28 protein-coding genes are annotated in these 25,297 nt (G+C 38.9%); 19 read left to right on the top strand and 9 right to left on the bottom strand.

Translation table 11 applies throughout. The features are described from left to right. Positions 1-58 precede the first annotated feature (58 nt). Positions 59-1,393 carry a YfcC family protein gene (locus JL001_RS05800; protein ID WP_200975197.1) on the bottom strand — a complete coding sequence of 445 codons (1,335 nt, stop codon included), beginning with the start codon at positions 1,391-1,393 and terminating at the stop codon, positions 59-61. 190 nt (positions 1,394-1,583) lie between these two features. Here JL001_RS05800 and JL001_RS05795 point away from each other — a divergent pair, with 190 nt between their 5' ends. The 3 genes from JL001_RS05795 (at position 1,584) to JL001_RS05785 (ending at position 5,467) form a co-directional block, all read left to right on the top strand. Continuing rightward, positions 1,584-4,166, top strand: coding sequence for a M1 family aminopeptidase (locus JL001_RS05795; protein WP_236252725.1), 2,583 nt, complete (start codon positions 1,584-1,586; stop codon positions 4,164-4,166). 76 nt (positions 4,167-4,242) lie between these two features. After that, positions 4,243-5,163: a metallophosphoesterase gene (locus tag JL001_RS05790; protein WP_200975196.1), complete on the top strand. Its 921-nt coding sequence runs from the start codon at positions 4,243-4,245 to the stop codon at positions 5,161-5,163. A 61-nt stretch (positions 5,164-5,224) separates the two neighbouring features. Beyond that, positions 5,225-5,467, top strand: coding sequence for a hypothetical protein (locus JL001_RS05785; protein WP_200975195.1), 243 nt, complete (start codon positions 5,225-5,227; stop codon positions 5,465-5,467). 12 nt (positions 5,468-5,479) lie between these two features. Here the strand turns inward: JL001_RS05785 and JL001_RS05780 are convergent, their stop codons facing one another. From JL001_RS05780 to JL001_RS05765, 4 genes are all read right to left on the bottom strand, one after another. Next, positions 5,480-5,926, bottom strand: coding sequence for a MarR family winged helix-turn-helix transcriptional regulator (locus JL001_RS05780; protein ID WP_200975194.1), 447 nt, complete (start codon positions 5,924-5,926; stop codon positions 5,480-5,482). Positions 5,927-5,933: 7 nt separating this feature from the next. Then, a complete protein-coding gene (locus JL001_RS05775) occupies positions 5,934-6,350 on the bottom strand; it encodes an organic hydroperoxide resistance protein (protein WP_200975193.1) in 417 nt (138 codons plus the stop codon). Positions 6,351-6,511: 161 nt separating this feature from the next. Continuing rightward, the gene (locus tag JL001_RS05770; protein ID WP_200975192.1) at positions 6,512-6,718 is read right to left on the bottom strand and encodes a helix-turn-helix transcriptional regulator; all 207 of its coding nucleotides are present in this window, start codon (positions 6,716-6,718) and stop codon (positions 6,512-6,514) included. Position 6,719: 1 nt separating this feature from the next. Next, entirely contained in the window at positions 6,720-7,379 is a 660-nt protein-coding gene (locus tag JL001_RS05765; RefSeq protein WP_200975191.1) for a DUF2975 domain-containing protein, read from the bottom strand. A gap of 264 nt (positions 7,380-7,643) precedes the next feature. Between JL001_RS05765 and JL001_RS05760 the strand changes: the two genes are divergently transcribed. The 6 genes from JL001_RS05760 to JL001_RS05735 all read left to right on the top strand — a co-directional run bounded on the left by JL001_RS05760 (position 7,644) and on the right by JL001_RS05735 (position 13,851). Then, the gene (locus JL001_RS05760) at positions 7,644-9,446 is read left to right on the top strand and encodes a PAS domain S-box protein (RefSeq protein WP_200975190.1); all 1,803 of its coding nucleotides are present in this window, start codon (positions 7,644-7,646) and stop codon (positions 9,444-9,446) included. Beyond that, positions 9,436-9,858, top strand: a complete 423-nt coding sequence (locus JL001_RS05755; protein WP_200975189.1) for a response regulator — start codon at positions 9,436-9,438, stop codon at positions 9,856-9,858. The genes JL001_RS05760 and JL001_RS05755 overlap by 11 nt, the downstream gene beginning before the upstream one ends. 425 nt (positions 9,859-10,283) lie before the next feature. Further along, the gene (locus JL001_RS05750; RefSeq protein ID WP_200975188.1) at positions 10,284-12,044 is read left to right on the top strand and encodes an arylsulfatase; all 1,761 of its coding nucleotides are present in this window, start codon (positions 10,284-10,286) and stop codon (positions 12,042-12,044) included. A 4-nt stretch (positions 12,045-12,048) separates the two neighbouring features. Continuing rightward, positions 12,049-12,639, top strand: a complete 591-nt coding sequence (locus tag JL001_RS05745) for a sugar O-acetyltransferase (RefSeq protein WP_200975187.1) — start codon at positions 12,049-12,051, stop codon at positions 12,637-12,639. Position 12,640: 1 nt separating this feature from the next. Beyond that, positions 12,641-13,396, top strand: a complete 756-nt coding sequence (locus JL001_RS05740; RefSeq protein WP_200975186.1) for a DUF1835 domain-containing protein — start codon at positions 12,641-12,643, stop codon at positions 13,394-13,396. Between the two features lie 125 nt (positions 13,397-13,521). Then, on the top strand, positions 13,522-13,851 hold the full coding sequence (locus JL001_RS05735; RefSeq protein WP_200975185.1) for a hypothetical protein: 330 nt from the start codon (positions 13,522-13,524) through the stop codon (positions 13,849-13,851). Between the two features lie 120 nt (positions 13,852-13,971). Here JL001_RS05735 and JL001_RS05730 read toward each other — a convergent pair whose 3' ends face one another. After that, positions 13,972-14,766 carry a LytTR family DNA-binding domain-containing protein gene (locus JL001_RS05730; RefSeq protein ID WP_200975184.1) on the bottom strand — a complete coding sequence of 265 codons (795 nt, stop codon included), beginning with the start codon at positions 14,764-14,766 and terminating at the stop codon, positions 13,972-13,974. Positions 14,767-15,079: 313 nt separating this feature from the next. On the opposite strand from JL001_RS05730, the gene JL001_RS05725 reads away from it, so the two are divergent. The 10 genes from JL001_RS05725 (at position 15,080) to JL001_RS05680 (ending at position 23,026) form a co-directional block, all read left to right on the top strand. Next, positions 15,080-16,702, top strand: a complete 1,623-nt coding sequence (locus JL001_RS05725; RefSeq protein ID WP_200975183.1) for an Ig-like domain-containing protein — start codon at positions 15,080-15,082, stop codon at positions 16,700-16,702. Between the two features lie 102 nt (positions 16,703-16,804). After that, complete coding sequence (locus JL001_RS05720; RefSeq protein WP_200975182.1) at positions 16,805-17,194, top strand: DUF2007 domain-containing protein; 390 nt, start codon at positions 16,805-16,807, stop codon at positions 17,192-17,194. Positions 17,195-17,314: 120 nt separating this feature from the next. After that, positions 17,315-17,977, top strand: coding sequence for a hypothetical protein (locus JL001_RS05715; protein WP_200975181.1), 663 nt, complete (start codon positions 17,315-17,317; stop codon positions 17,975-17,977). 19 nt (positions 17,978-17,996) lie between these two features. Further along, positions 17,997-18,494 (top strand): RDD family protein, encoded by a 498-nt coding sequence (locus tag JL001_RS05710; protein ID WP_200975180.1) that lies wholly within the window; start codon positions 17,997-17,999, stop codon positions 18,492-18,494. A 91-nt stretch (positions 18,495-18,585) separates the two neighbouring features. After that, positions 18,586-20,265 carry an amidohydrolase family protein gene (locus JL001_RS05705; protein ID WP_200975179.1) on the top strand — a complete coding sequence of 560 codons (1,680 nt, stop codon included), beginning with the start codon at positions 18,586-18,588 and terminating at the stop codon, positions 20,263-20,265. Between the two features lie 112 nt (positions 20,266-20,377). Further along, complete coding sequence (locus JL001_RS05700; RefSeq protein WP_200975178.1) at positions 20,378-20,809, top strand: GNAT family N-acetyltransferase; 432 nt, start codon at positions 20,378-20,380, stop codon at positions 20,807-20,809. Then, positions 20,806-21,216, top strand: a complete 411-nt coding sequence (locus tag JL001_RS05695) for a GNAT family N-acetyltransferase (RefSeq protein ID WP_200975177.1) — start codon at positions 20,806-20,808, stop codon at positions 21,214-21,216. Before JL001_RS05700 ends, JL001_RS05695 begins: the two co-directional genes overlap by 4 nt. A 117-nt stretch (positions 21,217-21,333) precedes the next feature. Beyond that, complete coding sequence (locus JL001_RS05690; RefSeq protein ID WP_200975176.1) at positions 21,334-21,591, top strand: hypothetical protein; 258 nt, start codon at positions 21,334-21,336, stop codon at positions 21,589-21,591. 112 nt (positions 21,592-21,703) lie between these two features. After that, the gene (locus JL001_RS05685) at positions 21,704-22,417 is read left to right on the top strand and encodes a ZIP family metal transporter (RefSeq protein ID WP_200975175.1); all 714 of its coding nucleotides are present in this window, start codon (positions 21,704-21,706) and stop codon (positions 22,415-22,417) included. 36 nt (positions 22,418-22,453) lie between these two features. Then, the gene (locus JL001_RS05680) at positions 22,454-23,026 is read left to right on the top strand and encodes a pentapeptide repeat-containing protein (protein ID WP_200975174.1); all 573 of its coding nucleotides are present in this window, start codon (positions 22,454-22,456) and stop codon (positions 23,024-23,026) included. Between the two features lie 64 nt (positions 23,027-23,090). Here the strand turns inward: JL001_RS05680 and JL001_RS05675 are convergent, their stop codons facing one another. The 3 genes from JL001_RS05675 to JL001_RS05665 form a co-directional block, all read right to left on the bottom strand. Then, positions 23,091-23,675, bottom strand: a complete 585-nt coding sequence (locus tag JL001_RS05675; RefSeq protein WP_200975173.1) for a hypothetical protein — start codon at positions 23,673-23,675, stop codon at positions 23,091-23,093. A gap of 67 nt (positions 23,676-23,742) precedes the next feature. Then, positions 23,743-24,360, bottom strand: coding sequence for a GNAT family N-acetyltransferase (locus JL001_RS05670; protein ID WP_200975172.1), 618 nt, complete (start codon positions 24,358-24,360; stop codon positions 23,743-23,745). Positions 24,361-24,477: 117 nt separating this feature from the next. Next, positions 24,478-25,296 carry an ABC transporter ATP-binding protein gene (locus JL001_RS05665; RefSeq protein WP_200975171.1) on the bottom strand — a complete coding sequence of 273 codons (819 nt, stop codon included), beginning with the start codon at positions 25,294-25,296 and terminating at the stop codon, positions 24,478-24,480. Between the last annotated feature and the right edge of the window lies 1 nt (position 25,297).

The raw sequence follows: 25,297 nt of genomic DNA, 5'->3' as shown, positions 1-25,297 counted from the left end.
TAAACTGGTAGGGGAATTTAAGCATAAATCCTCTACCAGTTTTTTAGGTACTGTCACTTCAGTATCCAATATTGATGGCAATGATAATTGCTACAATCCCCAATCCCATGAGTATCAAAGTAAGCTTCAGCGCAAAAGCAAACCATTTGTTAAAGGAAATACCGGCAATGCTGATGACAGCCATTAGTGCTCCATTGGTAGGGATAAGCATGTCCATCATAATAGCTCCATATTGATAGGCTAGGACACAGACTTGTCTTGAAATGCCCATGAGATCTGCCAAAGGTGCTAAGATAGGCATGGTCATGATGGCTTGGGCAGAATAACTTGGAACGGGAAAATGCAGTAAGGCCTGTGCGGCCATCATAAATAGGGTTGCGATACTCTTGGGTAAATACTGCAAAGGGGTAAATAACCCATAAATAATTGTATCGATAATCATTCCCTGTTGCAAGATTAAAGTGATACTATTGGCCAAACCAATGATGATGGCCGCAAAAGTCATTTCTTTAAAACCTTGAATGAATGACTCAGCTGTACCGTTGAGTCCCAGTTTTCCTACTAAGCCAGCTATGATTCCTAAAAGGAAAAACTCAGCTGACATTTCATTGAATCCCCATTCCAAGACCACTAATCCATAAATTACAATCGCAAAGGCAAGGGCGGTAAGACAGAGGATCAGGATACTTTTTCCATCCATCTGATGTTTTTCGGCTTGTTCTTTTTTTACTTTTTCAACCCGGTTTTTCTGTGCATAGCGGATGATCAGAGTGGTCCACAGCAGGTAGGCTAGAATTAAAATTAGAATGCGATAGATACTACCAGAAAAGAGAGGGATTTCAGCTGCTTTTTGGGCCACAGCCACACCAAAGGGATTCATTGGGCTAAAGGAAGAACCTACCACGGCTGCACCATAGCTGATTCCAATTGCGACTAAGGAATTATAGCCCAGCCGGTTTGCAAAAAACAATAAAACCGGAACCATGGCAATGATTTCTTCTTGGAGGCCATTAAGAGCACCACCTGTGGTAAATAGAAAGGAGACTATGGCCAGCGCAACGGATTCCTTTCCTTGTAATTTGTCGGTTATGAATTGGATGCCATCCTTAAATGCTCCTGTTCTATCTACTACAAAGAAAGCGCCTCCCAACAGGAATATCAATGCGATTAATTCTGCCCTTCCAGTTATGCCTTCGGGAATTGAAAGTAGGATTTGCCCAACAGTAATGGATGGTGCTTCGACCTTAGAATAGGAGTTTGGAACGACCGTAACATACCCAAGGTCTGGATTATGGACACGTTGGTATTCGCCTTTTGGAAGAACATAAGTCAGCAAGCTTACAAAAAGAATAAAGCCCAACATGATGACCAAGGCATTGGGGAATTTTCGCATAGGTGAGAGCTAAGTGTATTATAAATTAAGGATAATTGGTATAAATCGCTACAGGTGAAAGCTCTAAATAATGTCTTTTTGAAAAATTAGGGCGAAGTTCCAGGCGTTTTTGATTGATGGTAAAAGGAAAGTTGACAGAAATTAATAAGTTCGGGATCGAATATTCCAAATCAAACTTTAGTCTGTTTATATGAACCTGTTTACTCCAAGAATATTATTTGGATTGTGCTTGATGGCTGGTTTATCATCTTGTGAGCCACAAAAAACCGAAATTCCTATGGAGGATGGTGTTGCTAAAAATCTGGCAGATTTCCGAAAAGAGCGAATCAGCGAAGTAAAGTATACCATGAGTTTTGATATTCCTGGTGAAAAGCAACTCCCAATACCAGCTACTTTGGATTTGAGTTTTCAGTTGTCAAAAAGCAATCAGGACATCTACCTGGATTTTAGTGCTCCTTCGGATCACCTGCTAACCATGATGATCAATGGAGACACTTCTGAAATAATACATGAATTGGAGCACATTTTATTGCCTGCCGAAAGTCTTAAATCAGGAGATAATGAAGTACAGATTGAGTTTGTAGCAGGAGAAACTTCTTTGAACCGCAATGAGGAATACCTCTATACCTTGTTGGTGCCAGACAGGGCACGTTCACTTTTTCCTTGTTTTGATCAACCGAATATTAAAGCCACTTATCAACTCGACATAACAGCACCAAAAGACTGGAAAGTAATGTGCGGGGCGCCAGCGTTGGATCGAGTGGAGAAGGCTGAAAGTATCACTCATCAGTTTGGAGAGACCGATGAGATGAGTACCTATCTTTTTTCCTTTGTAGCAGGGAAATTTCAGGTGGTACAAGAAAATCGAGCTGGTTTGGATATGGAATTGTTTTACAGGGAAACCAATAAAGAAAAAGTAGAACAGAGTGTTCCCGCTATTTTTGAGCTCCATGAAAAGTCAATGGATTACTTGGCAGAATATACAGCATTTCCTTTTCCTTTCCAGAAGTTGGATTTCGCGGCAATACCGATTTTCCAATATGGTGGGATGGAACATGTCGGTGCCATTCAATATAAAGAACCTAGTTTGTTTTTGGATGCCACTGCTACGGATAGCCAGCTTTTGGGAAGGGCTAAATTGATCGCCCATGAGACGGCCCATATGTGGTTTGGAGATTTGGTGACCATGGACTGGTTTGAAGATGTATGGCTAAAAGAAGTCTTTGCTAACTTCATGGCGGATAAAATCGTCAATCCCTCCTTTCCGGACATCAATCATGACTTACTGTTTTTGGTCAGCCATTATCCTGCAGCATATGGAGAAGACAGGACCCAAGGCACTAACCCCATCAAGCAACCATTGGAAAACCTGAAATATTCGGGCACCTTGTACGGGAATATTATTTATCATAAGGCTCCTATCATGATGCGTCAATTGGAAGCGGTCATGGGTGTTGAAGCTTTTCAGAAAGGGATTCAAGAATACATGCAAACCTACCAATATGGAAATGCTACTTGGGCAGACTTGGTAGGGATTTTGGACAAAGGTATAGCCATTGACTTGGGAAAATGGAGTGATGTTTGGGTAAATCAAACAGGGAGACCTGTATTTTCCGAAACTATCGACTATAACGATCAAGGGAAGATTTCTTCTATGAAAATTGCTCAATCGGCGGAAGATGGAAGCAATAACTTTTGGCCACAGGTGTTTGATTTGGCATTTGTCTTTGAAGGTGAAGTCAAGGTTATTACTGTGGATATGGATAAGCCGCAGATCGAGGTGGATGAAGCAAAGGGACTTCCCAAACCTAGAGCCATCTTGTACAATTCCAATGGATTTGGTTATGGCGTTTTTCCGGTTCATGAGCATGAATTGGCTTATATTCCCCGTTTGGAGGATGAAGTGGCTCGTGCCCAAGGTTATATCAATGTTTATGAGAATACATTGACAGGAGAGCTTTCCTCAGAGCAGGCATTGGAAATGTGCCTTGATGGACTTCAGCAGGAAGAAAATGAACTTATCATTCGAAATATCAGCGGACAAATTGGTGATTTGTTTTGGAACTACCTTTCGAAAAAAAAACAAGAAAGTATTCAATCAAGAATAGAAAAAGTACTCTATGAAAGGTTACAAGGAGATTTTCCTTCCAATGTTAAAAAGACCTTGTTTAACCTGTATGCTTCATTGGCATATAAAGACCCTGAAAGGGGACAGTTATTCAGGATTTGGAAAAAAGAAGCCATCATCCCCGGATTGAAGCTTAATGAGGATGACTTTACCCATATGGCCATGAACCTGCTGCTTTTTGACCATCCTGCTTCCTTGGAGATTATTAGTCAGACCAAGGATGACATCAGTAATCCTGACAAAAGAGAGCGGTTTGAATTTCTTCTTCCAGCACTCTCCTCCGATGAGGCCGTAAGAGATCAATTGGCGAGTAGTTTTGCCGAGGCAGCAAATAGGGAGAAAGAGTCTTGGGTTAGTTCAGCTCTTGGCTATATTCACCACCCTGTGAGACAGCAAAGCGGGATCAAGCATTTGCGGATGAGCTTGGACTTACTTGATGAAGTTCAACGGACTGGGGATATCTTTTTTCCAAAAGCCTGGTTGAGCAGTAGTATTGGGCAATACAGTTCAGAGGAAGCCTATGATATTTTGCAAGAGTTTTTGGCTGCCAACTCTAAACTTAATCCAGTTTTGATGAAGAAATTGATGCAGGCATCCGATGGGTTGCTTAGGGCCCACATGATGCGGGAAAATGAAAATCTGTAAATGGCCGATTCAATGCTTGATTCTGAAATCTTGATCAGATTCTAGTTATATTTATCCAGTTGTAAAAAGTTTGATTATGAAAAATCCGACCTACTACCTCGATAGAAGAAAGTTCCTGCAGCTTTCAGGACTTTTTACAGGAGGGATGCTGCTTTCCTCATTTTCTCCTCGGCTAAACAGTTCAAAGTTAAGAATCGGCTTAGTGACAGATTCACATTATGCCGATGCAGCTCCAAAAGGTACACGATATTACCGGGAATCACTGGTCAAGATGCAAGAGTTTGTGGAGGTGATGAATCAGGAAAAGGTGGATTTTGTAATTCACTTAGGAGATTTCAAAGACCAAGATGAGCAACAGCGTGAGGAGGATACATTGAGGTTTTTGAAAGACTTAGAACAGGTCTACGCCAAGTTTGAAGGACCCAGGTACCATTGTTTGGGTAATCATGATGTGGACAGCATTCGAAAGGAGCAATTTTTAGCGCATGTGGAAAATACTGGGGTGCAGAGCGGAAAGAGTTATTATTCTTTTGATCATAAAGGTGTCCATTTTATGGTTTTGGATGCCAATTTCCATCGTGATGGGAGGGACCATTATTATAAAGAAGGAGCAGATTGGCAAGACCCAAATATTCCAGAAGCGGAGTTGGAATGGCTCAAGTCAGATCTTAAAGTTACCCAGCTTCCCACTGTTGTATTTTGTCACCATCCTCTTTTTAGATATGACCATGGAGGGAGTCAAATGCATGTAAGCAATTATCAAGAGGTGAGTAAACTGCTGGTTGAATCAGGGAAGGTGATGGCTGTTTTTCAGGGACATGTTCACGAAGAAAGTTTTGCTCAAGAACATGGGATACACTATGTCACGCAGTATGCCATGGTGGATGGTAGTGGATCAGAAAATAGTAGTTTTTCGATTATTGAGATAGATCAAGACGGTATCGAAGTATTGGGATATAAAAGAGCTTCTTCTGTTAAGTTTGCTGCTAAAATATAGTCGAGATTAAACTAAAAGGTGAAAATTTGGGTTAAAGACCAATAATAAAAATCGGCGTAAAATGAACAAGATAAGCTGGAATAAACCCTACTTATATTTTTTAATCCTTTGTGTGTTAAGTTGGATAATTTCCTTGATCTCAGGATTGGAAACCAAGAGCATTGATTTTCAAGTAGAGGAGACCTATTACATGGTGAATTACAAGGTCATGTTGCATGCACTTAGCCTTTTGTTTGGCGTTTTGGCTGGAATCGCTTGGCTAGTTGACTTTGTAGTTAAGCAGAATAAATTCAATAAACTTTAACTGAAAGCACATTTACTCCTTGTCAGTCTCTTCCAGGTTGGTCAGTAACTTATGAAGAGTTGCTTTAAATTGAATGAGTTCTTCAGTAGGGAGCTTGATGGTTTCGAATAGATTTTCGGGGATGCATTGTGCCTTTTTTTTCATTGACTTTCCTTTTTCAGTTAAAGTAATGTCAACCTGTCTTTCATCCTCTTTTGACCTGACTCTTGTGAGCAAATCCAGTTGCTCCATTCGCTTTAACAAGGGGGTGAGGGTATTACTGTTCAAAAAGAGCTTTTCGGATATATCACTTACTTTCAGGCCATCTTGTTCCCATAATACCAGTAATACCAAGTATTGGGGATAGGTAATCCCAAGTTTTGCCAACAAGGGTTGGTAGGCCCTTGTCAGCAATCTTGAGGTAACATATAGGGGAAAACAGATTTGGTTTTCCAATTTTAGATGATCTTCTGGGCTCATGCTTAATTTAAGCTAATTCAAGTTTTACGTCCACATTGCCTCTGATCGCATTGGAATAAGGACAGGCTTTGTGAGCGGCCTCCAATAATGCTTGGGCTTGTTCTTTGTCCAAGTTAGGTATTTTAACCAATAGTTCCACTGCCAAACCAAACCCTCCGTTTGATAGTTGGCCTATTCCTACTTTGGCATTGACTTCAGTATTTTCAACTTTTACCTTTTGTTTCTGTGCTATGAAATTGAGGGCACTGTCAAAACAAGCTGCATAACCAGCTGCAAATAGTTGCTCTGGATTGGTGTAGGCACCGCCTTCTCCACCCATACTTTTAGGAACCCTTACTTCAAAATCCAGTACATTATCACTGGATACGACATGTCCATTTCTGCCACCTTGTGCCTTGGCTTCGGCTTCATACATTAATTTCATGCTATTATATCTTTTAAGATTAAATCGTGTACGATATAAATAACATATTTCGATTGAATAAGTTCAGAACGGGTATGAAAAATTTCTTTTTTAATAAGATTGATTTTGCGCTCTGGATGCAGTGGTATAAAAATCAATTAGTTATGTGTGGAGGAGAGAATTTATTCTTCTTCGTAGGCTAAGATGTCACCAGGTTGGCATTCAAGGACTTCACAGATCAGCTCCAAAGTACTGAAGCGAATGGCCTTGGCTTTACCTTTCTTGAGAATGGATAGATTGGACATGGTGATTCCAACTCTTTCTGACAACTCAGTGAGAGACATTTTTCTTTTGGCGAGCATGACATCCAAGTTTACTATGATGGACATTTTAAATCGTTAAGTCGTTTTCTTCTTTAAGTTGGGCCCCCATTCGAAATACTTCCGCTATAACTAGGAGGAATAGAGAGCCGAAAATACTTTCAAAATTCAGGAAGGCAAAGAAGTTTATTCCTGTAAAATCCACTTCGGGAAATTGAAGGTGCTTACTCAATTGGCTAGATGTCACTGTAGATGTAATCCTATCAGTGAAGTAAATGCCTATTCCAAGCAGGGCAATCCACCTTAGCCGGACAGCATTTTCCACTAGTAGGAAAGCCTTCTTTTTGACAGATTTTAAAATACGTACGGTAAAAATAATGGAGAAGAGAATCAATAAAGTGGTCAGAATGGTCATCAAGCTGTAAAAGAGCACCAAGCTTTTTGGAGCAAAAGTAGTTTTGATGACGCCCAATGCTGATACAATAGAAAAAGGTGTAGTATTTCCATCTCCCCATTGCGCAATTCCTAATTCTTCAGGAAGGGAGAAATAAACCACAAAATTGGGTGGAGGGATAATGTTTTTCCAAGCTCCTTCATTTGGGATCAATGTAACAATTATTAAAATGGAAGACATGATTAATGAAATCCATATCAGTATTTTCATTGCTTGAAAGATGAATATCAATATGTCAATGGATTGAACACCATGATTTCTGTCCTGCTGATTCATATTGCACTGATTTTTTGAGTAATAATCATTGTAAGGTAATAAAAAATTATTGTTAATCAATAAATTTTTTGTTTTTGTCAGTTTAAAACAGTTAATACAAGCAACAGAATATTAGATTTTTTGAAGTTTTTTTGTCACCAAAGATCTTATAGAGCTAATCTAAATTTATATAGTTACAAAGTCGTGCTTAGGTTTGTAGCTTATTTTAATTATATTTCAAGCAAATTTTATTGTATAAAGTTAAGTAAACTGTAAATAAAGGAAGTGAAAAACCATATTATTGACTGTGCGTCTGATGCCATAATAGGTATTAATATTCAGGGAAAAGTTACATATTGTAATAGCTCAGCTTGTGGTTTGTTGAGCTATAGTGAATCTGAACTTCTTGGTTTGGATCATCAGTTGCTGATGCCTGAAAATGGTGAGGAGAAATTTGAGCAAATTCGTGATGCTATCCTTTTTAATGAAATTGTCACACCTTTTCAGACGGAGAGGATAGGGAAGTTCAAAGCAAAACTTGCAGTATCAGTTCAGTACTCACCGATTAAAGATCAAGAGGATAGACTTATTGGGCTTTCGTGTATCCTAAGACCTATAAGCCAATTTGAAAAGGCGGGAAATAAAGCCCAAGATTTATTGGAAACAGCACCTGATGCTATGGTTATAGTCAACCAAGTAGGTCAGATTGTTTTAGTTAATGAGCAGACAGAGATCATGTTCGGTTACAAGAAGAAGGAACTTTTAGGCAGTGAAATTGAAATATTAATTCCCAGTGAGTTTCTCAAACACCACAAGCAGTACCGGGATAAGTATATTCAAAAGCCAAAAAGTAGGAAAATGATCAAAGGGATGGAGTTGAGTGGTAGACAAAAAGATGGTCAGACTTTTCCAGTAGAAATTTCATTGAGTCCATTGAATACAGAAGAGGGTTTATTTGTTTCTGCGGCAATAAGAAATATCAGTGATCGAAAAAAGGCAGAAAATAAATTTAGGGGTTTGCTGGAAAGTGCTCCTGATGCCATTGTTATAGTGGGAGAACGTGGAGATATACAGTTGATAAATAATCAAGTGCAAAATATCTTTGGTTATAGTAAAGAGGAGTTACAAGGCCAGAAAATTGAAGTGTTAATTCCAGAGCGATATAGAAATAAACATCCGGACCATAGGGGAAGTTTTTTTGCCTCTCCCAAGCTTCGTCCAATGGGTGCAGGCCTTGAGCTTTTAGGATTAAGGAAAAACGGTGAAGAGTTTCCTGTGGAAATTTCCCTAAGTCCTTTGGAAACAGAAGAAGGGACGCTGGTGAGTGCTGCCATTAGGGATATCAGCGAGAGAAAGGAAGCTCAAAGGGCTTTGGAAACTTTTAATCAACAACTTCAAACCAAAAATAAGGAATTAGAGCAGTTTGCTTATGTAGCCTCCCACGATTTGCAGGAACCTTTACGTACAGTTACTAGTTTTACAGAGTTGTTAGCTGAGAATTATACGCATCATTTTGATGAGACAGGCCAGAAAAGTATGCAGTTTATTTCAGAGGCTACTGGAAGAATGCGTCAGTTGATCAAAGGTTTGCTGGATTATAGCCGAATAGGAAGGGACAAAACAATTAATCAAATAGACTGTAATCAGATTTTGAAAGAAATACAAAGTGACTTGACCTCCAGCATTTTGGAATCCAAGACAAAACTGCTGGTCAAGCCATTGCCTAAAATTACCGGCTATTTGACTGAAATAAGACAACTATTCCAAAACCTGATTACCAATGCAATTAAGTTTAGAAGAGAGCATGTGCAACCAATTATAGAGGTATACGCGGAAGATAAAATTGACCATTGGGTTTTTGCCGTGAAGGACAATGGAATTGGAATTGACGAGAAGCACTTAAACCGAATATTTATAATATTTCAACGCCTTCATGCTAGAAATAAATATGAAGGGACTGGAATAGGTTTGGCTCACTGTCAAAAGATTGTAGAGCTTCATGGAGGTGCGATTTGGGTTGATTCCATAGTTAATGAAGGAAGTATTTTTTACTTCACGGTACCAAAAATTATACAATATGAAAAATAAACTGAAATGCATTTTATTGGTTGATGATGATGAGCCTACGAATTATATCAATCAAATTGTTATTAATCGAATGGACTGTGCTGAAGAAGTCGTAGCAGTTCAAAGTGGCGAAGAGGCATTGGATTATTTAAAGTCTGTTGAGGACGGAATTCATCAACAGCCAGATCTCATATTTTTAGATATTAATATGCCAGCAATGAATGGATGGGAGTTTTTAGAGGAATATAAACATCTACCATTTCATCAAAAGGCTAAGAATGTAATTGTTATGCTTACCACAAGCTTGAATCCTGATGATAGAGAAAAGGCAAAAAGCTATAAGGAAATAAGTGAATATGAAAGTAAGCCACTTACCTCAGAAAAGATAGTAAGAATAGTCAACCAATACTTTAATGGTGTCGATTCTGTCTAAGTTTGTCTTTGGTTTAAATCTAGTTGGAGCATAGGAATAGATTTAACAGTTGGTAATTTGAATGTTGAAAAATACGCCATAAAACTCCAAAGTTTAATCTTTATCAAAATTGGAAGTAATATTACCAAAAAACTATGCGCAACTTGCGCAGGATATTTTATGAGTTATCTCTTCTATTCATGCTGCCTTATGAGAAATGATCGCTACTAGTGTTTCTCAGCTAAATGATTGTGAATTTTGGCCTAAAGATGATCACCCGAAAAAGTCAAAAGAAAACAACATAATACTTAGCATCAGCGCATAAAAAAGGCCTGAATGAAGTATTCGAGCTTTTCTATTATGGGTTTGTCCTGAGATTTACTTTGGCTTTGGTTGATTTTATTTAAATTGATACTGATCAATTTGAATCCCAATAGAATAGCCAAATGAAAGAATCCTTTTACCTGTTATTGTTTAGCGTTTTTACCTTAATTTTTTCAATAGATGTTAGCGGCCAAACACCACAGCGGCCTAATGTAATCTTGATCATTACAGATGACCAAGGTTATGGTGACTTTGGTTTTACAGGAAATCCACATGTGAATACTCCAAACATTGATCGATTAGCTGCTGAAAGTATCCGCTTCAATCAATTCTATGTTTCTCCGGTTTGCGCACCGACCCGATCCAGTTTGATGACAGGAAGATATTCTCTCCGCACGGGCATCAGAGACACTTACAATGGTGGAGCCATCATGGCCACTGAAGAAGTGACCATAGCGGAAATGCTGAAAGAAGAAGGTTATCAAACAGGCATTTTTGGAAAGTGGCATTTGGGAGACAATTATCCTTCTAGACCTATGGATCAAGGCTTTGATGAATCTTTAATTCATTTGTCAGGAGGCATGGGGCAGGTAGGTGATTTTACCACTTATTTTAGAGGAGACAGCAGTTATTTTGATCCTGTACTTTGGCATAATGGAGAGCAAGAGGCTTATCAAGGTTATTGTTCTGATATTTTTGCTGGCGAGGCAATTGATTTCATTGAGAAAAATGCGGATCAACCCTTTTTCTGTTACTTGTCTTTCAATGCCCCCCACACACCTTTACAGGTTCCAAAGGAATATTACAATAAATATAAGGATATAGATCCCTCAGTAGGCTTTGATGATTCTGTCAAACCATACAAAGCGATGACCGAAAAGGATAAGGAAGACGCCCGTAAAGTGTATGCCATGGTAAACAATATTGATGGCAATGTGGGCAGGTTAATGCAGAAATTGGAGGAGTTGGCATTGGCAGAAAATACGATTTTACTCTTTATGACAGATAATGGGCCACAGCAAATGCGGTATTTGGCGGGTATGCGTGGGAAAAAAGGAGAGGTGTACAGAGGTGGGGTAAGGGTCCCCTTATTGGTGAAATATCCGGCAAGATTTCATGGTGGTATAGAAATCAATACTGCAGCAGTTCATATGGATGTTATGCCTACATTGTCTGAAATCTGCCAAGCCAATTTGCCTAAGGATCGCCAGATTGATGGGAAGAGTTTGGTCCCTTTAATGCAAGGAAAAGAAGTAAATTGGTCCAACAGGCCACTTTTCTTTTATTGGACACGTAAGTACCCGGAGCTGTACCAAAATATGGCCTTGCAGGAAGGAAAATATCGTTTAGTTGCCCACGCAGCTTATGATGCTCCATTGAGGGATTTTGAGCTTTTCGACCAACAACAGGATCCTTTTGAGCAAATTGATCTTAGCAAAGAGTATCCTGAAAAGGTAAAATCCTTGAAAGTAAAACTGGATCAAATGTATCTGGATTTGATTCATTCAGAGAACATCCAAAAACAGCCTTTGATTGAAATAGGGAATGAAAAAGAGCCAATTACCTATCTGAATAGGAATGATGCAGGAGGCGCTAGGGGCATTTGGAATCAAGAGGAAATTTTCGGGAAATGGACAGTGAAGGTCAACCCAGGAAACTACCGTGTAAAATTCAAATTTATTAAGCCAGTCCCGGCTGGAGGAAAGTTGGTTTTAGAGTTGGGGCCAAACGTTTTTCAAACAGACATAGGAGAAGAAGAGGATATTTTGGTAATGGAAAACGTTCCAATGGGTGCCACAGAGGCTGATTTGATACCATTTTATTCAATCAATGGAAAAAACCTTATGCCCTTTTGGGTGGAAATTGAGAAAATGGCGTATTAATAATATGACAGAAAAAGAAAAGATGCTTGCAGGCCAACAGTACAATACTTTGGATCCTGAGCTGCTGGCACAAAACTACATAGCACGAAGGTTGATCAAGAATTATAACCATCTGGACGCAGAAGATTTACAACAGAAAGATCAAATCTTGAATGAATTATTGGGAAAAAAAGGAGATAAAGTATGGATCGAGGCTCCTTTTTATTGTGATTATGGAGAGCACATTTATATTGGCGAAAATACATTTGTCAATATGAACTGTACTTTCTTGGATGACAATACCATAAGCATCGGTAAAAATGGCCTTATTGCTCCGGGAGTTCAGATTTATACCGCAAGTCATCCTTTGAAAGCTTCAGATAGAATCAGAAGACCTGAAGAGCAATCACCAAATGAACCTATTTACAGGACTTTTTCCAAGCCAGTGGATATAGGAGACAATGTTTGGATAGGAGGAAATGTGTGTATCATGCCAGGGGTAAGTATCGGAGATAATGTAACCATTGGGGCTGGTTCCGTTGTGACTAAAGATATCCCTGATAATGTCCTGGCTTTTGGAAACCCTTGTAAAGTCATCAAAACATTGGAGGAATAAAATGGGAAAGACATTTCATATATTGAATGGGGATGCGCTGATGAGCCGATTTCCTTCAGCATTTCAAGGAGATGTAATTGTTTTTAGAGAATGTTTGGTAGATGGTGATGTAAGTGGGGAGTCTGATGAAGAATTTTACCAAAATAGAGCATCATTTATCAGTACATCATATGGAGAATTTACACCTGAGAGTTACTTTGAGATGACTGTTCCAGAATTGGAAAAGATCAAAGATATTCCAAAACAAAGCACAGTTAATTTATGGTTTGAAGATGACTTATTTTGTCAGGTTAATTGCTGGTATGTTTTGGGCAGATTGAGGAGGCAGGATCACCAGGGAAAAGTTTATTTGGTAAGACCGTTTACATCATTGGAATATGGTTTTGCCGGATTGGATGAACAAGGATTGATTTCGAACTTTGAAAAACGCCAAGAGCTTAAAAAAAGTGAATTTAATGTACTGGGTAAGCTATGGAAGGCTTATCAGTACAAAAATGACAATGAACTGTTAGAAATAGCAAATGAGTCAATCAAATTTGCTGATTTTTTGAAACCAGCTATGAATGCAGAAATAGATAGAAGGTCTACTGAAGGAGAACTGGGAAGGCCTGAAAAGAGTTTGCTAAAAATTATGGAGGACTTAGACACAAGGAATTTTGGCCCAGTTTTCCAAGAGTTCTGCAAGCGTGAAAGTATTTATGGTTTTGGGGATTTACAAGTGATGAAGCTTTGGAAAAAATTGACTGGAAGTATTTGATGGTTTAGGTGTAATTTACATAAATATAGTATTAAGCTGATTGCAACATTCGTTGTTTTTAAGACCTTAGTTGTATATTGGGCTTGAATAGTTTTAGCATTTATCTTTATTATTAGTATTTCCTTATGAAAAGAATTAAAAAGTTCGGAGTTATTCAAACAGCCAAAGTAGCTGGCTTAATTTATGCCATTGTATCGGCCATTTTCTTGGTGCCATTTGGTTTGTTTTCGATGATGTTTTCCTTTGCTGATTTTCCCATAGCTGGGATGGGCCTTGGTGGTTTTTTCTTTATAATGATGCCTATTTTTTACGGAGTGATTGGGTTTATTACTGTAGCTATTGGTTGTCTCATTTATAATCTTATTTCAGATAAGATAGGTGGGATAGAAGTGGAAGTGGAAGATACTCCGGCTCCGTATACTTATGGACAAAATATCCAGGAAACTACCGAATAGATCAAAGACCTGATAATTCGTTATTCGTAAATTCCTTCCAAAGGAATTGGAATAATGAGTTTGAATTTGGTGTGAGGTATTGCTAAGGTCATCATTCTAGGCAAAATATGTAACACCAGTTTAGGGTCTTGGAATCTTTTGAAAAATTGTATTGAATACATCATTCTTGTTTTTGGTGATCCTCACTTTTGTGCCATCTATCATTTCCAATATTCCCCCGTGTTCTTTTAAAATACGGACTACGTGGTCGGGATTGATAAGGTGAGAGTTATGAACCCTTAGGAAACCTTCTTCTTCAAGTATATGACCAAGATCCTTTAATTTTCGAGAAACCAACATCACGTTAAGTTTATTTTGGTGATTCAGTACTAGAATTTTGGAATAATTGCCATCTGCTTCACACCTCACTATTTCATCGACATTCACGATTTCATATCCTTTAAGACAGGGAATGGCGATCTTGGAAGGATGATGTTTTCGCAAATCAATTAGATTCTTAAGCAATGTTACTTCTTCAGATTTTAAGATTTTCTTTTTTTGGGAAACCCATTTTTGGATACAATTATTCAAGCTTTCTACACAAAGGGGTTTTACAAGGTAATCAAACACATTATGTCTGAAAGCTTCAAGGGCAAAGTCCTTGTGAGAGGTCAATAGAATTACTTCATATTTTGGATGAGAGATCAGCTCATCCAGTTGTTCCAAAAAGGTAATTCCATTAACCGGACTCATTTCTATATCCAGAAACAATAAATCAAAACTACCCCTTCTTGCTGCTTCGTCCTTCAAAAATAGTTCAGGACTTAAAAACTGCTTTAGTTCGGATAACTCAATATTACATTTCTTTAGGAGTTTTTTGAATACGATATGAGCTGTCAAGTCATCATCTACAGTAATAATTTTAAGTGGATCCATATCCTAAAAGTGTAGTGATTTCTTATTTTTATCATAATTTAATCAAATTAAAAACAAAAAACATAGTTTTAAAACCGTTTTTTTGTTTTCATAATTAAATTTCTTGAAATATATAATTTCTTACCTATCAACAAAACGAATGTAGTTATACATTAAAACGATATAAGTATACATCAATTCGTATTATGTGGTGTTGTAACTCATTTTTTAGCACATATATAAGTAAATTTATATAGAAAACTTTTACCATAAATAATTAACATTCAGTTGTTTAAGAACAATAAAACTCAATAACCATAAATTTTTATAAGCTATGAAAATCAACACCTTTTACCCAAAATCACAATTAAAACGGATCATTTCGGTTCTAAGCGCTCAGGCCATTTTTGTGCTATTATTAGTATCTGTTACTGGCTCTTGTACTTCAGATGAGGAAATTAGTAACGATATCGAAGGTCTTTACCAAACGTTATCTTCGCGATATGAATTGGGGATCTTTGATGCAGCTCACAGAGGTATCGATGAATTTTATTTTTTGGGCGCCACTATTGGTCAAGAGCCTGAATATAGTGGCACATTTCATCCCAATCTAAAGCCTATTATAGAAATCAGTGATGACTTTGAATTTAAAAAAATCCATGCTTCGTTTACAATGGATGAAGGCTCTATGGAAAAGATTAAAGTCGACAAGGACAAGGCGCAGTATTATGTAGATTGGGATTCCGGCAAGACAGGGGCAAAGACAGGAGGAATATATAGATTGAGGGTAAGAGTAGGTCAAAAAGTTATTGGTTCTCTGGACGTAGCAATCATTCCTAACAAAAATGTTAAAGTTAGAAATAGGCTGGTACCACTAGTGGAAGATGAAGTCATGAAGGTGGTCTTTAGGATTGAGGATAAAATATGCCCTGCCAGGATAGAGGTTATTCCAGATGAGGCTACAGTAATGATAGGAGGGACCAAGCAGTTTCAAGCAATCGTCTATAACTATTATGATGAGGTTTTAGAAGATCAAATTATCAAGTGGAAAATAGAGGATACAGATATCGCATCCGTTGATGACAATGGCTTGGTAACTGGTAAAATGTTTGGAGTCACTAACGTGATCGTAAAGGTGAATGATGTTTCGGTTTCGGTGCCATTGTTTGTTCAAGAAGGCGAAGATGCTCCTAGGCCAGGTAGGGATGTAGTGGTCTTTAATGATGTAAACCACCTAGACAATACAGGATTAAATGATCCAAATAATGTGTTGTTGGTTAGAAATCTTATCAATTATACAACCATTGGAGACAGGGCAGAGGGAACCAAAGTGCTGTTTGATTGCGGAAGAACCTCAGGGTATGCTGCTGCTTGTGCTGAAGTAGGAACACATACCGATCTGCATGAATTGATCATTTCCTATGGTTTTGATCTGGAATTTATCAATTCCTCTTTGGATCCATTGACAGATATACCTGATGATGTGAAGATTTTGTTCCTATGGTTACCTAAGGTTCAATATACTGTTGAGGAAATCAATGAAATGAAGGACTTTGCAGAAGAAGGTGGAAGAATAATCTTTATTGGTGAATGGGACGGATTTTATACCAACGTTGGTTTGAATGTTGAAAATCAATTCCTGATCAATATGGGAGCCTTTATGAGGAATGTGGGGAATGCGGTTAATTGTGGCTATAATGTGTTACCTCAGGAATCACTTAGAGAGCATCCAATTACCCGTGACATGACAGGAATCACCATTGCTTGTGCTTCCGTGATAGAACTCGGTCCAAATGATTACGCTTTGTTTTATGATTTATCCAATAATTTGGTGTTGGGAGGCGTAGCACAGATTGATACCAATCCAATTTCTGAGTTGGCCACTAGTAGGATGCAATATGATGAAAATGCAAGATTGCAGCTCGAGCTTGATCCTACGAAAACTACAGGCTACTGATTTTAAAAGTAGCGTATCATATGAAAGAGGGAGAATTGGATTCTCCCTTTTTTATTGCCTATATTATTTAGAAACTTTTTAAGAACCCATAATCCAAATTGTATGGAACTGATTACACTAGAAACTTTCGATAATGCAGTGGAGGCCCACTTACTCAAATCCAAATTAGAGAGTGAGGGGATACAGGTTTTTTTATTTGATGAAAATACCGTGACCTTAAATCCGATGATCAGCGAAGCTATAGGAGGGATAAAGCTAAAAGCTTTTCATAATAGCTTCACTTCTGCTGTTAAGGTTTTGAACAAGTACAATGATTCACCGATATTGAATGAAGAAGGAGAGGTATTAAAATGCTCGCATTGCGGTTCACATCGTTTGGTGTCGGAAACTAGTTATTTTGAAAATGGGAAAGGGTTATTGGCTATGTTTATATCTTTGATTCTAATGGTTTTTCCAATTTATGCTAAAAGAGGGCATAGATGTATAGAATGAAATGAACAGTGTGATATGGAGTATTAACGTATTATTTTTGATAATAAATTAATTTTTGTAATATTTGACAGTTTTGTACAAATGAAACTGTCAAATTATTGAACCTTTTACCTTTTTAGCATGACCAGAGACCAACAACTTGCCTATTGCAAGACCTGCACTAATCGAAAATTGGATATAGAACAAGGCTTAATCTGCTCCTTAACTTCAGAAAGGGCTTCGTTTACTAACCTGTGTGGTGATTACGTGGAAGATATTGCTGCAAAAGCCCACTTGAATAATGAAGTAGCATTAGGAAAAGAGGACCTTAGAAGTAAGCTGCCAGAGGATACTTATGAGCGGTTAAGGTTTGAGCAAAATCTTCCTATGGCTATTTTTGGTGGCTTGTTGATCGGTATAATTGGTGCGGTGATTTGGGCTGCAATTACAGTGGCAACCAATTTTCAAATAGGCTATATGGCTGTTGCTATTGGTGCAATGGTGGGGTATTGTATGCGCTATGTGGGGAAAGGGATCGATCCCATTTTTGGAATTATGGGAGCTGTCATAGCTGTTTTTAGCTGTCTTTTAGGTAATTTCCTAAGCTCAATTGGTTTTATTGCCAATGCTGAAGGTTTAGATTTTGTGGAAACCTTATTTTTGTTTGATTATAATTATTTAATTCCGTTAATGACTGAGACATTTAGCTTTATGGATTTGTTGTTTTATGGAATAGCTGCAGTCGAGGGATATAAATTTGCTTTTAGGGTAATTACCGAAAAAGACCTTTCCTCGATGAAGTAAAGAATCTGGAATATCGCTTATGAATAAACTAGTCATTAGAAGGCTGCTGGCAGGAATGATCGATTATGGTTTTATAATGATCTATGCCATGATTTTGCTGGCCTTCTTTAGTGGCTTGTATTTTCTCATTCAGGTAAACCCTGCTGAAGTCCATCCTTTGTTGGCACAGGGGATGGGCTTTTGTGTTTTGACCTTACCGGTGTTTTTTTACTTTTTCAAAGCTGAAAGTGGGTCACATCAAGGAACATTTGGAAAGCGTTTGATGCGCATCAAAGTGGTTTCGGGAAGTATCTTCATTCGAAATTTTTTAAAGCTTCTACCGTGGGAAGTAGGTCATGCTGGAGTCCATTGGATGATTTTTTACGCAGAGAAAGGGCAGGAAGTACCCTTATGGGTATGGGTGCTATTGATTTTACCACAACTGGTTATGCTGGTGTATTGGGCGAGTATCATAATTTATAAAGGAAAGAGCAGTCTTTATGATCGAGTGGCCAATTGTTTCTTTCAACACAGCTAGTCATTCTAGGATTTATTGAGTGGAAGTGGCTTGGTCAGTTCTACGCTTAATTGATTATATTACTAATGACTATTGGCCTAAATGTAGATTTATGAAACTAAGAACCCTGTCCCTTTATTGCATTATCCTTCTTATCTCCTGCACTTCTCCAAAGGATTTCGACATCATTATCCGAAATGGGGAGATTATTGATGGAAGCGGCAATTCTTCATTTATGGCAGATATAGGCATCAATGCAGATACCATTGCAGCTATTGGTGATTTAGAAGGGAAAACCGCTACCCAGGAAGTGGATGCAGCTGGACTTTCAGTTAGCCCCGGTTTTATCAATATGCTGAGTTGGGCGGTAGAGTCTTTGATTCAGGATGGCCGATCCATGAGTGATATCAAGCAGGGGGTGACTTTGGAGGTTTTTGGTGAAGGGAGTTCTTGGGGGCCCCTGACTTCTGCCAGCAAAAGGGAGATGAAGGAAGACCAAGGGAAGATCCAGTATGATATTCCTTGGAACACATTGGGAGAATATTTGAGTTTTTTGGAGAAAAAGGGAGTTTCCACAAACGTAGCCTCCTTTGTCGGGGCCACCACCTTAAGAGTAAATACAGTTGGCTATGAAGACAGGGCTCCTACCAAAGAAGAACTGGACAGTATGAAGGTGATGGTTCGGAAAGCTATGGAAGAAGGAGCCATGGGAATTGGCTCCTCTTTGATCTATGCGCCTGCTTTTTATTCCAGTACCGAAGAATTGATTGCTTTATGTGAAGTGGCTGCAGAGTATGACGGAATGTATATTTCCCATTTGAGAAGCGAGGGAAACAAGCTGTTGGAAAGTTTGGATGAATTGATAGAAATAGCCGATAAGGCAGGCATCCGAGCGGAAGTTTATCACCTCAAGCAAAGCGGCGCATCAAATTGGGATAAGCTTGACGCAGTCGTTAGAAAGATAGATTCGGCGAATCAGGCGGGCCTTAAAATCTCCACGGACATGTACAATTATACCGCAGGAGCCACAGGTTTGGATGCTGCCATGCCTCCTTGGGTTCAGGAAGGAGGGTACGAAGCTTGGTCTGTCAGATTGCAAGATCCTGAAATTCGTGCCAAAGTAATGGAAGAAATGAAAAGTCCGGAGATCGAATGGGAAAGCCTGATGCAGGCTGCTGGGTCAGCGGATAAAATGATCCTGGTAGGATTTAAAAGTGATACGCTCAAACATTTTACTGGAAAGACATTAGCTGAAGTTGCTGAGATTAGGGGGAAATCTCCCGAAGAAACTGCCATGGATTTGGTTATCCAAGATGGCAGCCGCGTAGGAACAGTTTATTTCCTAATGTCAGAAGAGAATGTAAGAAAGCAGATCCGACTTCCTTGGATGAGTTTTGGTTCAGACGCACAGTCCATGGCGGCAGAGGGAGTATTTTTGACCTCCAGTACCCATCCAAGGGCTTATGGAAACTTTGCCCGGCTTTTGGGAAAATATGTCCGCGATGAGCAATTGATATCATGGGAAGAGGCTATCTACAAATTGACCCAATTACCCGCTTCTCATTTAAAGATCAAAAAAAGGGGATTGATTAAAGTGGGCTATTATGCTGATTTGGCCATTTTTGATAAAGCAAAGGTTCAAGACAAAGCGACCTTCGATGAGCCTCACCAATATGCGGAGGGAATGGTTCATGTTTTTGTAAATGGAGAACAAGTATTGGAAAATGGGGAACATACTGGAGTCTTACCAGGGCGGGTTGTGAGAGGACCAGGATGGACTGGTTGGAAGTGAAGTGCTTTATTTGGGCGATCAAGGTTAAATTATTTTTCTAAATTAAAGTTTATCGATACCAACGTATTCCTGATTTGGCCGTAAGCTTAGAAAAAAGTGAAGAGATTCAATCATGAAAATAGAGATTTTACCCATTACTCCTGAGGACACTTGGGATCTGAGACATCGGGTGATGTGGCCAGATAGACCGATTGATTATGTGAAGTTGGAAGAAGACCAGAATGGATTGCATTTTGGTTTGAAAGCGGAGGGACACTTGGTATCGATCATTTCGGTTTTTATTGATTCAGGAAAGGCCCAGTTTAGGAAGTTTGCTACAGACGCTGCTCAACAAGGAAAGGGTTATGGTAGTCAGTTATTGCAATTTGTGATAAGGGATTTGCTTGATAAGGGAGTGACTTCTATTTGGTGCAATGCACGCGAAGAGAAAACTGGATTTTACGAAAAATTCGGCTTAAAAAAGACTAATAAGACTTTTGTCAAAGGAGGGATTGATTATGTAATCATGGAAAAGAAGGTGGAGGTCAATGATATTAAAGTATGAACGGAATTGAAATAGTAGAAACCCAGGGTATTTCGGTAGAGCAAATCTTGGAACTTTACGAAGCCAACCAATGGAGTTCGGCTAAAAAGCCTACAGCATTGTATAAGGCGCTGATGAATTCCCATTCCTTGGTTTCTGCTTGGGATGGTCCAAAGTTAGTGGGATTGGCGAATGCTATTTCAGATGGACATTTGATGGTTTATTTTCCCCACTTGTTAGTTTTACCAGCTTACCAAGGAAAAGGAATAGGCAAGCTCATTATGGAAAGAATGGAAGAAAAGTACAGGAATTTCCATATGCAGATGCTAACAGCTGATGGTGAATCAGTAGGTTTTTATGAAAAGATGGGGTTTGAGAAAGCTGGTAAGACGGTGCCCATGTGGAAATATAAAGGAAAAGAACATTAGCTAAAACAGTTCACTTACTGGAAAAACAAAGGCTAATTGGGCAGAGATACACCTTTCAATTTTGCCAGTTTTTTATATCTTAGTTTAAATATTTTTTAACACTAAACAAGGGTGGATATGGGCTATATGGGGTTCGGGATGCGCAAAGAAGATTATAAGCGCAAACCTAAAGAAGCATTGACAAGATATAAGGAAGTATATGGAAACGATTATGTAGAAATCGATCACGACCCCAATGCGCCCCAATTATCCAGAGAAGAAGTACTCAATAAAAGTAAGGTGAGAGGTTTGTTTGAATGGAAAGGGTTTCTATTGTTGAAAATAATAGCTTTACTGATCATCTCTTTCGTTTTATTTGTAAAGCTTCTCAGCTGAACAATTGTTTTTGCCTCATAAATATTAGCGACACCAATTGTCCATTGGGGTTTTCATTAACCATGAGAAAATGCTAATTTTCATTTAGAATTTCAGACAAATTGGCGGCCAAATGGACATCATCACCAAAATCATTTTATATGCAGGGTTTTCGGGTATCACTGTTTTTATCGGTGGCTTATTGGGAAATGCCTTTAATCATCATATCAAGAAGCGACAAGTAAAGTATGAGATTACTCATACTGCCGTTGCTTTTGGTGGGGGTATTATTTTATCTGCAGTGGCTTTGGTTTTAGTGCCCAAAGGTTTGGAGGAACTCTCACTTTGGCCAATGCTCGTTTCTTTTTCCTTAGGGTCAGTGGTATTCTTTTTAATCGATAGACAGTTATCTAAAAGCAAAGGAAAAATGGCCCAACTGTTGGCCATGTTGATGGATTTTGTGCCGGAGTCCATTGCCTTAGGTGCGCTTTTTGCCAGCGACCCGGCAACAGGAACTTTACTGGCGGTTTTTATTGGTTTACAAAATTTGCCCGAAGCCTTTAACTCATTCAGGGATTTGGTCTTGAGTGGATTTACTGTAAAGAAGACCTTGACCATGCTGTTTTTTTTAAGTTTTGCTGGAATTTTGGGTGCATTGATTGGTCATTTCTTTCTAAGAGATCATCCAGACATCACGGCGCATTTGATGGTCTTTGCCAGTGGTGGTATTTTGTTTTTGATCTTTCAGGACATAGCTCCGGAAGGAAAAATGAAAAACCATCAATGGGGTGCCATTGGGGCTTGCTTGGGTTTTATGATTGGAATGATCGGAGAGAAGGTCATTTGATTTCTGAAATTGAATCTACTGTTATAATTTTAAAGTATGAATAAAGCTTATATCGATAGTGAGGAATTTTCTGGACTGGATTTTAGCCAGGAGAAGTTAACATATGGAGAATATGAATCCTGTACTTTTAGTAAGTGCAATTTTTCTGGACTGGACCTAAGGGATATCAGTTTTATGGAATGTGAGTTTGACCATTGTGATTTCAGCAATGCCCGATTGCAAAACACTGCTTTTCAGGATGCTTGCTTTATAAACTGTAAGTTATTGGGATTACGTTTTGACAAGTGTAATCAGTTTTTACTCACTTTTTCCTTTGATGCTTGTCAGTTGGATTTCTCGTCATTTTATGCCTTGAAATTGCAGAAGACGATTTTTAAGAATTGTAAACTTGAAGAGGTAGAATTTGTAGAAACTGATTTGACAGGTTCTTCTTTTACCAATTGTGATTTAAGACAGGCTGTTTTTGACCGGGCCAATCTTTCCAAAGTGGACTTTAGAACTGCAGAAAATTTTTCCATCGACCCGGCAAGCAATATTATGAAAAAAGCAAAGTTCAGCCGAGCCAATATTCAGGGTTTGCTGGACAAATATGATATTTCAATTACTTGAAGGACAAGGTGGTAAAAGTTTAAGGGATTATATCAAGCCAATAATCCCTTAATGATTAATAACCTTATTTGACTTCCTCATATTTTCCTAAGAAAACATTGACGCCTTTGGGCATGGGATTGCCGTTGGCGCGACGCAATGTGGCGATCTGTCCACTATGCCAAAGGGCATCAGCCAAAGGCCCATTGATTACCACCCAAAAAGGGTAGGATTCCTTAATGGTAATTTTATTTAATTCAGCTTCGTCCATTCCGATCAAATGGTCATAAGTGGCTTTGAGCACATGAAGTGTTTCCGCTCTGATTACCATGGGATCGGTTGAGGTGATTTTTTTGTAAGGCTCTTGAATCACTGCATTTCTGATGACCATGCTCAAGCCATAAATGTGTTCGATAGTTTCTCCAATGGTTCTGGCTTCTTCTTCCGCTTTGAAACCAAAATCTGATGTTTTTAAATCTTGAGAGGCATAACGATACCTAAAACCAAGACTTTCTACCATTCTGGCCGCCACACTGCCCGGAGCATAGGTGTCAGGATATTCGGTAATGTCGTCAAAAGGCAGATTTTCCGGTTTTATTGGACTCTGTGCATTGGAATAGTTCATGGCCAAAGCAAATAGGGAGATAAGGAGAATGAGTTTAGATTTCATGAATTTAAGTTGATCGATAAGCTAGTTCAAACGAGTGAATGAAAAGAATGTTTGGATAAAATAGAGGTTATGCCGTGGTTGATCCAAGGTTGCGGTAATGTTTCATTTTGTATTTTAAGTTCTTTTTTACCCCATGCCATTCTTGTTTGATGATGGAGAATACCACGGTATCCCTGTAGGTTCCATCAGCATTTAAGCGGTCATTTCTGAGCACACCGTCTTGTTTGGCGCCCAGGCGACTAATGGCATTTCTGGAAGGAAGGTTGAACCAATCTGTTTTGAATTGGACAGCAATACAGTTTAAGTGCTCAAAAGCATATTGGAGCATGAGGTATTTGCACTCGGTATTTATCCCAGTTCTTTGTGCGCTTTTGGCATACCAGGTATAGCCAATCTCTAATCTTCTATGTATTACCGCAGCGTTGCAGAATCTGGTGCATCCCACGATCTTCTGGCTGCTTTTGTCTATGATCACAAAGGGCAAAGAAGCTTGAGCTGCTTTTTCCTCCATTGCTTTGGAGAGATACTGATCAATGGTCTCTGCAGATGGCACTGAGGTAAACCAAAGTTCCCAAAGTTTACCGTCCAAAGCGACCTCCAAAAGTTCGTTTCTATGGGATTTTTGTAAAGGAATCAATTTGACTTTATCCCCTTCCAAAATCGTTTCTTGCAACCAGTTTTCCATGCTAAATATTTTACGGGCATAGGTAAGAAAGGTGGCAAGTTAGGAATTTAATAAAATGAAAGGAAAACCATTATGATTTTCCTTCATGGAATTAGTAGTGACCTGAATAGGTATGGTTTAATGGTTGAGGAAGTCCATCAGGTATCCTCGGTAATCATAGTATGCTGGGTGTTCCAAAACTTCTTTTCTTATGCGGGGTCTTTCAAAGGGAATGACTAGTTCATCGCCAATTTTGGCATAAGGACCACTGGTCATCATGATGACACGATCTGCCAGAAAAATAGATTCATCTACGTCATGGGTGATGGCAACGGCGGTGATTTTTTCCTTTTGCCATATTTCCAAAAGCACATCTTGCAACTCTCCTCTGGTCAATGAATCCAGCATCCCAAAAGGTTCATCCAGTAAAAGGATTTTAGGTTTCAGCGCAAAGGCCCTGGCAATGCCTACCCGTTGTTGCATACCTTGTGACAATGAAGTGGCTTTTTTATCAAAATCATTTCCCAAGCCAACTTTGTCCAAATAGTATTTACAAATGTCCAGTTTTTCCGCTTTGCTGGCATGAGGAAATACCTGCTTTACGCCTATCATAACATTCTGCAGAGCGGTTAGCCAAGGTAACAAGCTTGGAGATTGGAAGACTACTGCTCGGTCTGGTCCTGCTCCAGAGATAGGTTCTTGATCTACTTGGATTTTGCCACCACTGACATCATTTAGGCCAGCAATCATAGTAAGCAAGGTGGACTTTCCACAGCCGGAATGTCCAATAATAGACACGAATTCTCCTTTTTTAATGGACAAGTGAAGATCATCTAAAACTACGTAATCCCCCTTTGGTGTAGGGTACACTTTACGTAGTTCCTCACAAACCAACATTTCTGGTTGATTGTTAAGGTGAGGGATATGTAAGTTTTCTTTACTGAGCATTGCGTTCATA

This window comes from Echinicola sp. 20G (genome assembly GCF_015533855.1).
In the GTDB taxonomy this organism is placed as follows: Bacteria; Bacteroidota; Bacteroidia; order Cytophagales; family Cyclobacteriaceae; genus Echinicola.
This window is presented reverse-complemented; position numbering and strand designations above follow the sequence as displayed.

Excerpts from the sequence above, each read along its gene's own strand:
- JL001_RS05800 (WP_200975197.1), bottom strand. The coding sequence starts at position 1,393 with ATGCGAAAATTCCCCAATGCCTTGGTCATCATGTTGGGCTTTATTCTT.
- JL001_RS05795 (WP_236252725.1), top strand. The coding sequence starts at position 1,584 with ATGAACCTGTTTACTCCAAGAATATTATTTGGATTGTGCTTGATGGCT.
- JL001_RS05790 (WP_200975196.1), top strand. The coding sequence starts at position 4,243 with ATGAAAAATCCGACCTACTACCTCGATAGAAGAAAGTTCCTGCAGCTT.
- JL001_RS05785 (WP_200975195.1), top strand. The coding sequence starts at position 5,225 with ATGAACAAGATAAGCTGGAATAAACCCTACTTATATTTTTTAATCCTT.
- JL001_RS05780 (WP_200975194.1), bottom strand. The coding sequence starts at position 5,926 with ATGAGCCCAGAAGATCATCTAAAATTGGAAAACCAAATCTGTTTTCCC.
- JL001_RS05775 (WP_200975193.1), bottom strand. The coding sequence starts at position 6,350 with ATGAAATTAATGTATGAAGCCGAAGCCAAGGCACAAGGTGGCAGAAAT.
- JL001_RS05770 (WP_200975192.1), bottom strand. The coding sequence starts at position 6,718 with ATGTCCATCATAGTAAACTTGGATGTCATGCTCGCCAAAAGAAAAATG.
- JL001_RS05765 (WP_200975191.1), bottom strand. The coding sequence starts at position 7,379 with ATGAATCAGCAGGACAGAAATCATGGTGTTCAATCCATTGACATATTG.
- JL001_RS05755 (WP_200975189.1), top strand. The coding sequence starts at position 9,436 with ATGAAAAATAAACTGAAATGCATTTTATTGGTTGATGATGATGAGCCT.
- JL001_RS05750 (WP_200975188.1), top strand. The coding sequence starts at position 10,284 with ATGAAAGAATCCTTTTACCTGTTATTGTTTAGCGTTTTTACCTTAATT.
- JL001_RS05745 (WP_200975187.1), top strand. The coding sequence starts at position 12,049 with ATGACAGAAAAAGAAAAGATGCTTGCAGGCCAACAGTACAATACTTTG.
- JL001_RS05740 (WP_200975186.1), top strand. The coding sequence starts at position 12,641 with ATGGGAAAGACATTTCATATATTGAATGGGGATGCGCTGATGAGCCGA.
- JL001_RS05735 (WP_200975185.1), top strand. The coding sequence starts at position 13,522 with ATGAAAAGAATTAAAAAGTTCGGAGTTATTCAAACAGCCAAAGTAGCT.
- JL001_RS05730 (WP_200975184.1), bottom strand. The coding sequence starts at position 14,766 with ATGGATCCACTTAAAATTATTACTGTAGATGATGACTTGACAGCTCAT.
- JL001_RS05725 (WP_200975183.1), top strand. The coding sequence starts at position 15,080 with ATGAAAATCAACACCTTTTACCCAAAATCACAATTAAAACGGATCATT.
- JL001_RS05720 (WP_200975182.1), top strand. The coding sequence starts at position 16,805 with ATGGAACTGATTACACTAGAAACTTTCGATAATGCAGTGGAGGCCCAC.
- JL001_RS05715 (WP_200975181.1), top strand. The coding sequence starts at position 17,315 with ATGACCAGAGACCAACAACTTGCCTATTGCAAGACCTGCACTAATCGA.
- JL001_RS05710 (WP_200975180.1), top strand. The coding sequence starts at position 17,997 with ATGAATAAACTAGTCATTAGAAGGCTGCTGGCAGGAATGATCGATTAT.
- JL001_RS05705 (WP_200975179.1), top strand. The coding sequence starts at position 18,586 with ATGAAACTAAGAACCCTGTCCCTTTATTGCATTATCCTTCTTATCTCC.
- JL001_RS05700 (WP_200975178.1), top strand. The coding sequence starts at position 20,378 with ATGAAAATAGAGATTTTACCCATTACTCCTGAGGACACTTGGGATCTG.
- JL001_RS05695 (WP_200975177.1), top strand. The coding sequence starts at position 20,806 with ATGAACGGAATTGAAATAGTAGAAACCCAGGGTATTTCGGTAGAGCAA.
- JL001_RS05690 (WP_200975176.1), top strand. The coding sequence starts at position 21,334 with ATGGGCTATATGGGGTTCGGGATGCGCAAAGAAGATTATAAGCGCAAA.
- JL001_RS05685 (WP_200975175.1), top strand. The coding sequence starts at position 21,704 with ATGGACATCATCACCAAAATCATTTTATATGCAGGGTTTTCGGGTATC.
- JL001_RS05680 (WP_200975174.1), top strand. The coding sequence starts at position 22,454 with ATGAATAAAGCTTATATCGATAGTGAGGAATTTTCTGGACTGGATTTT.
- JL001_RS05675 (WP_200975173.1), bottom strand. The coding sequence starts at position 23,675 with ATGAAATCTAAACTCATTCTCCTTATCTCCCTATTTGCTTTGGCCATG.
- JL001_RS05670 (WP_200975172.1), bottom strand. The coding sequence starts at position 24,360 with ATGGAAAACTGGTTGCAAGAAACGATTTTGGAAGGGGATAAAGTCAAA.
- JL001_RS05665 (WP_200975171.1), bottom strand. The coding sequence starts at position 25,296 with ATGAACGCAATGCTCAGTAAAGAAAACTTACATATCCCTCACCTTAAC.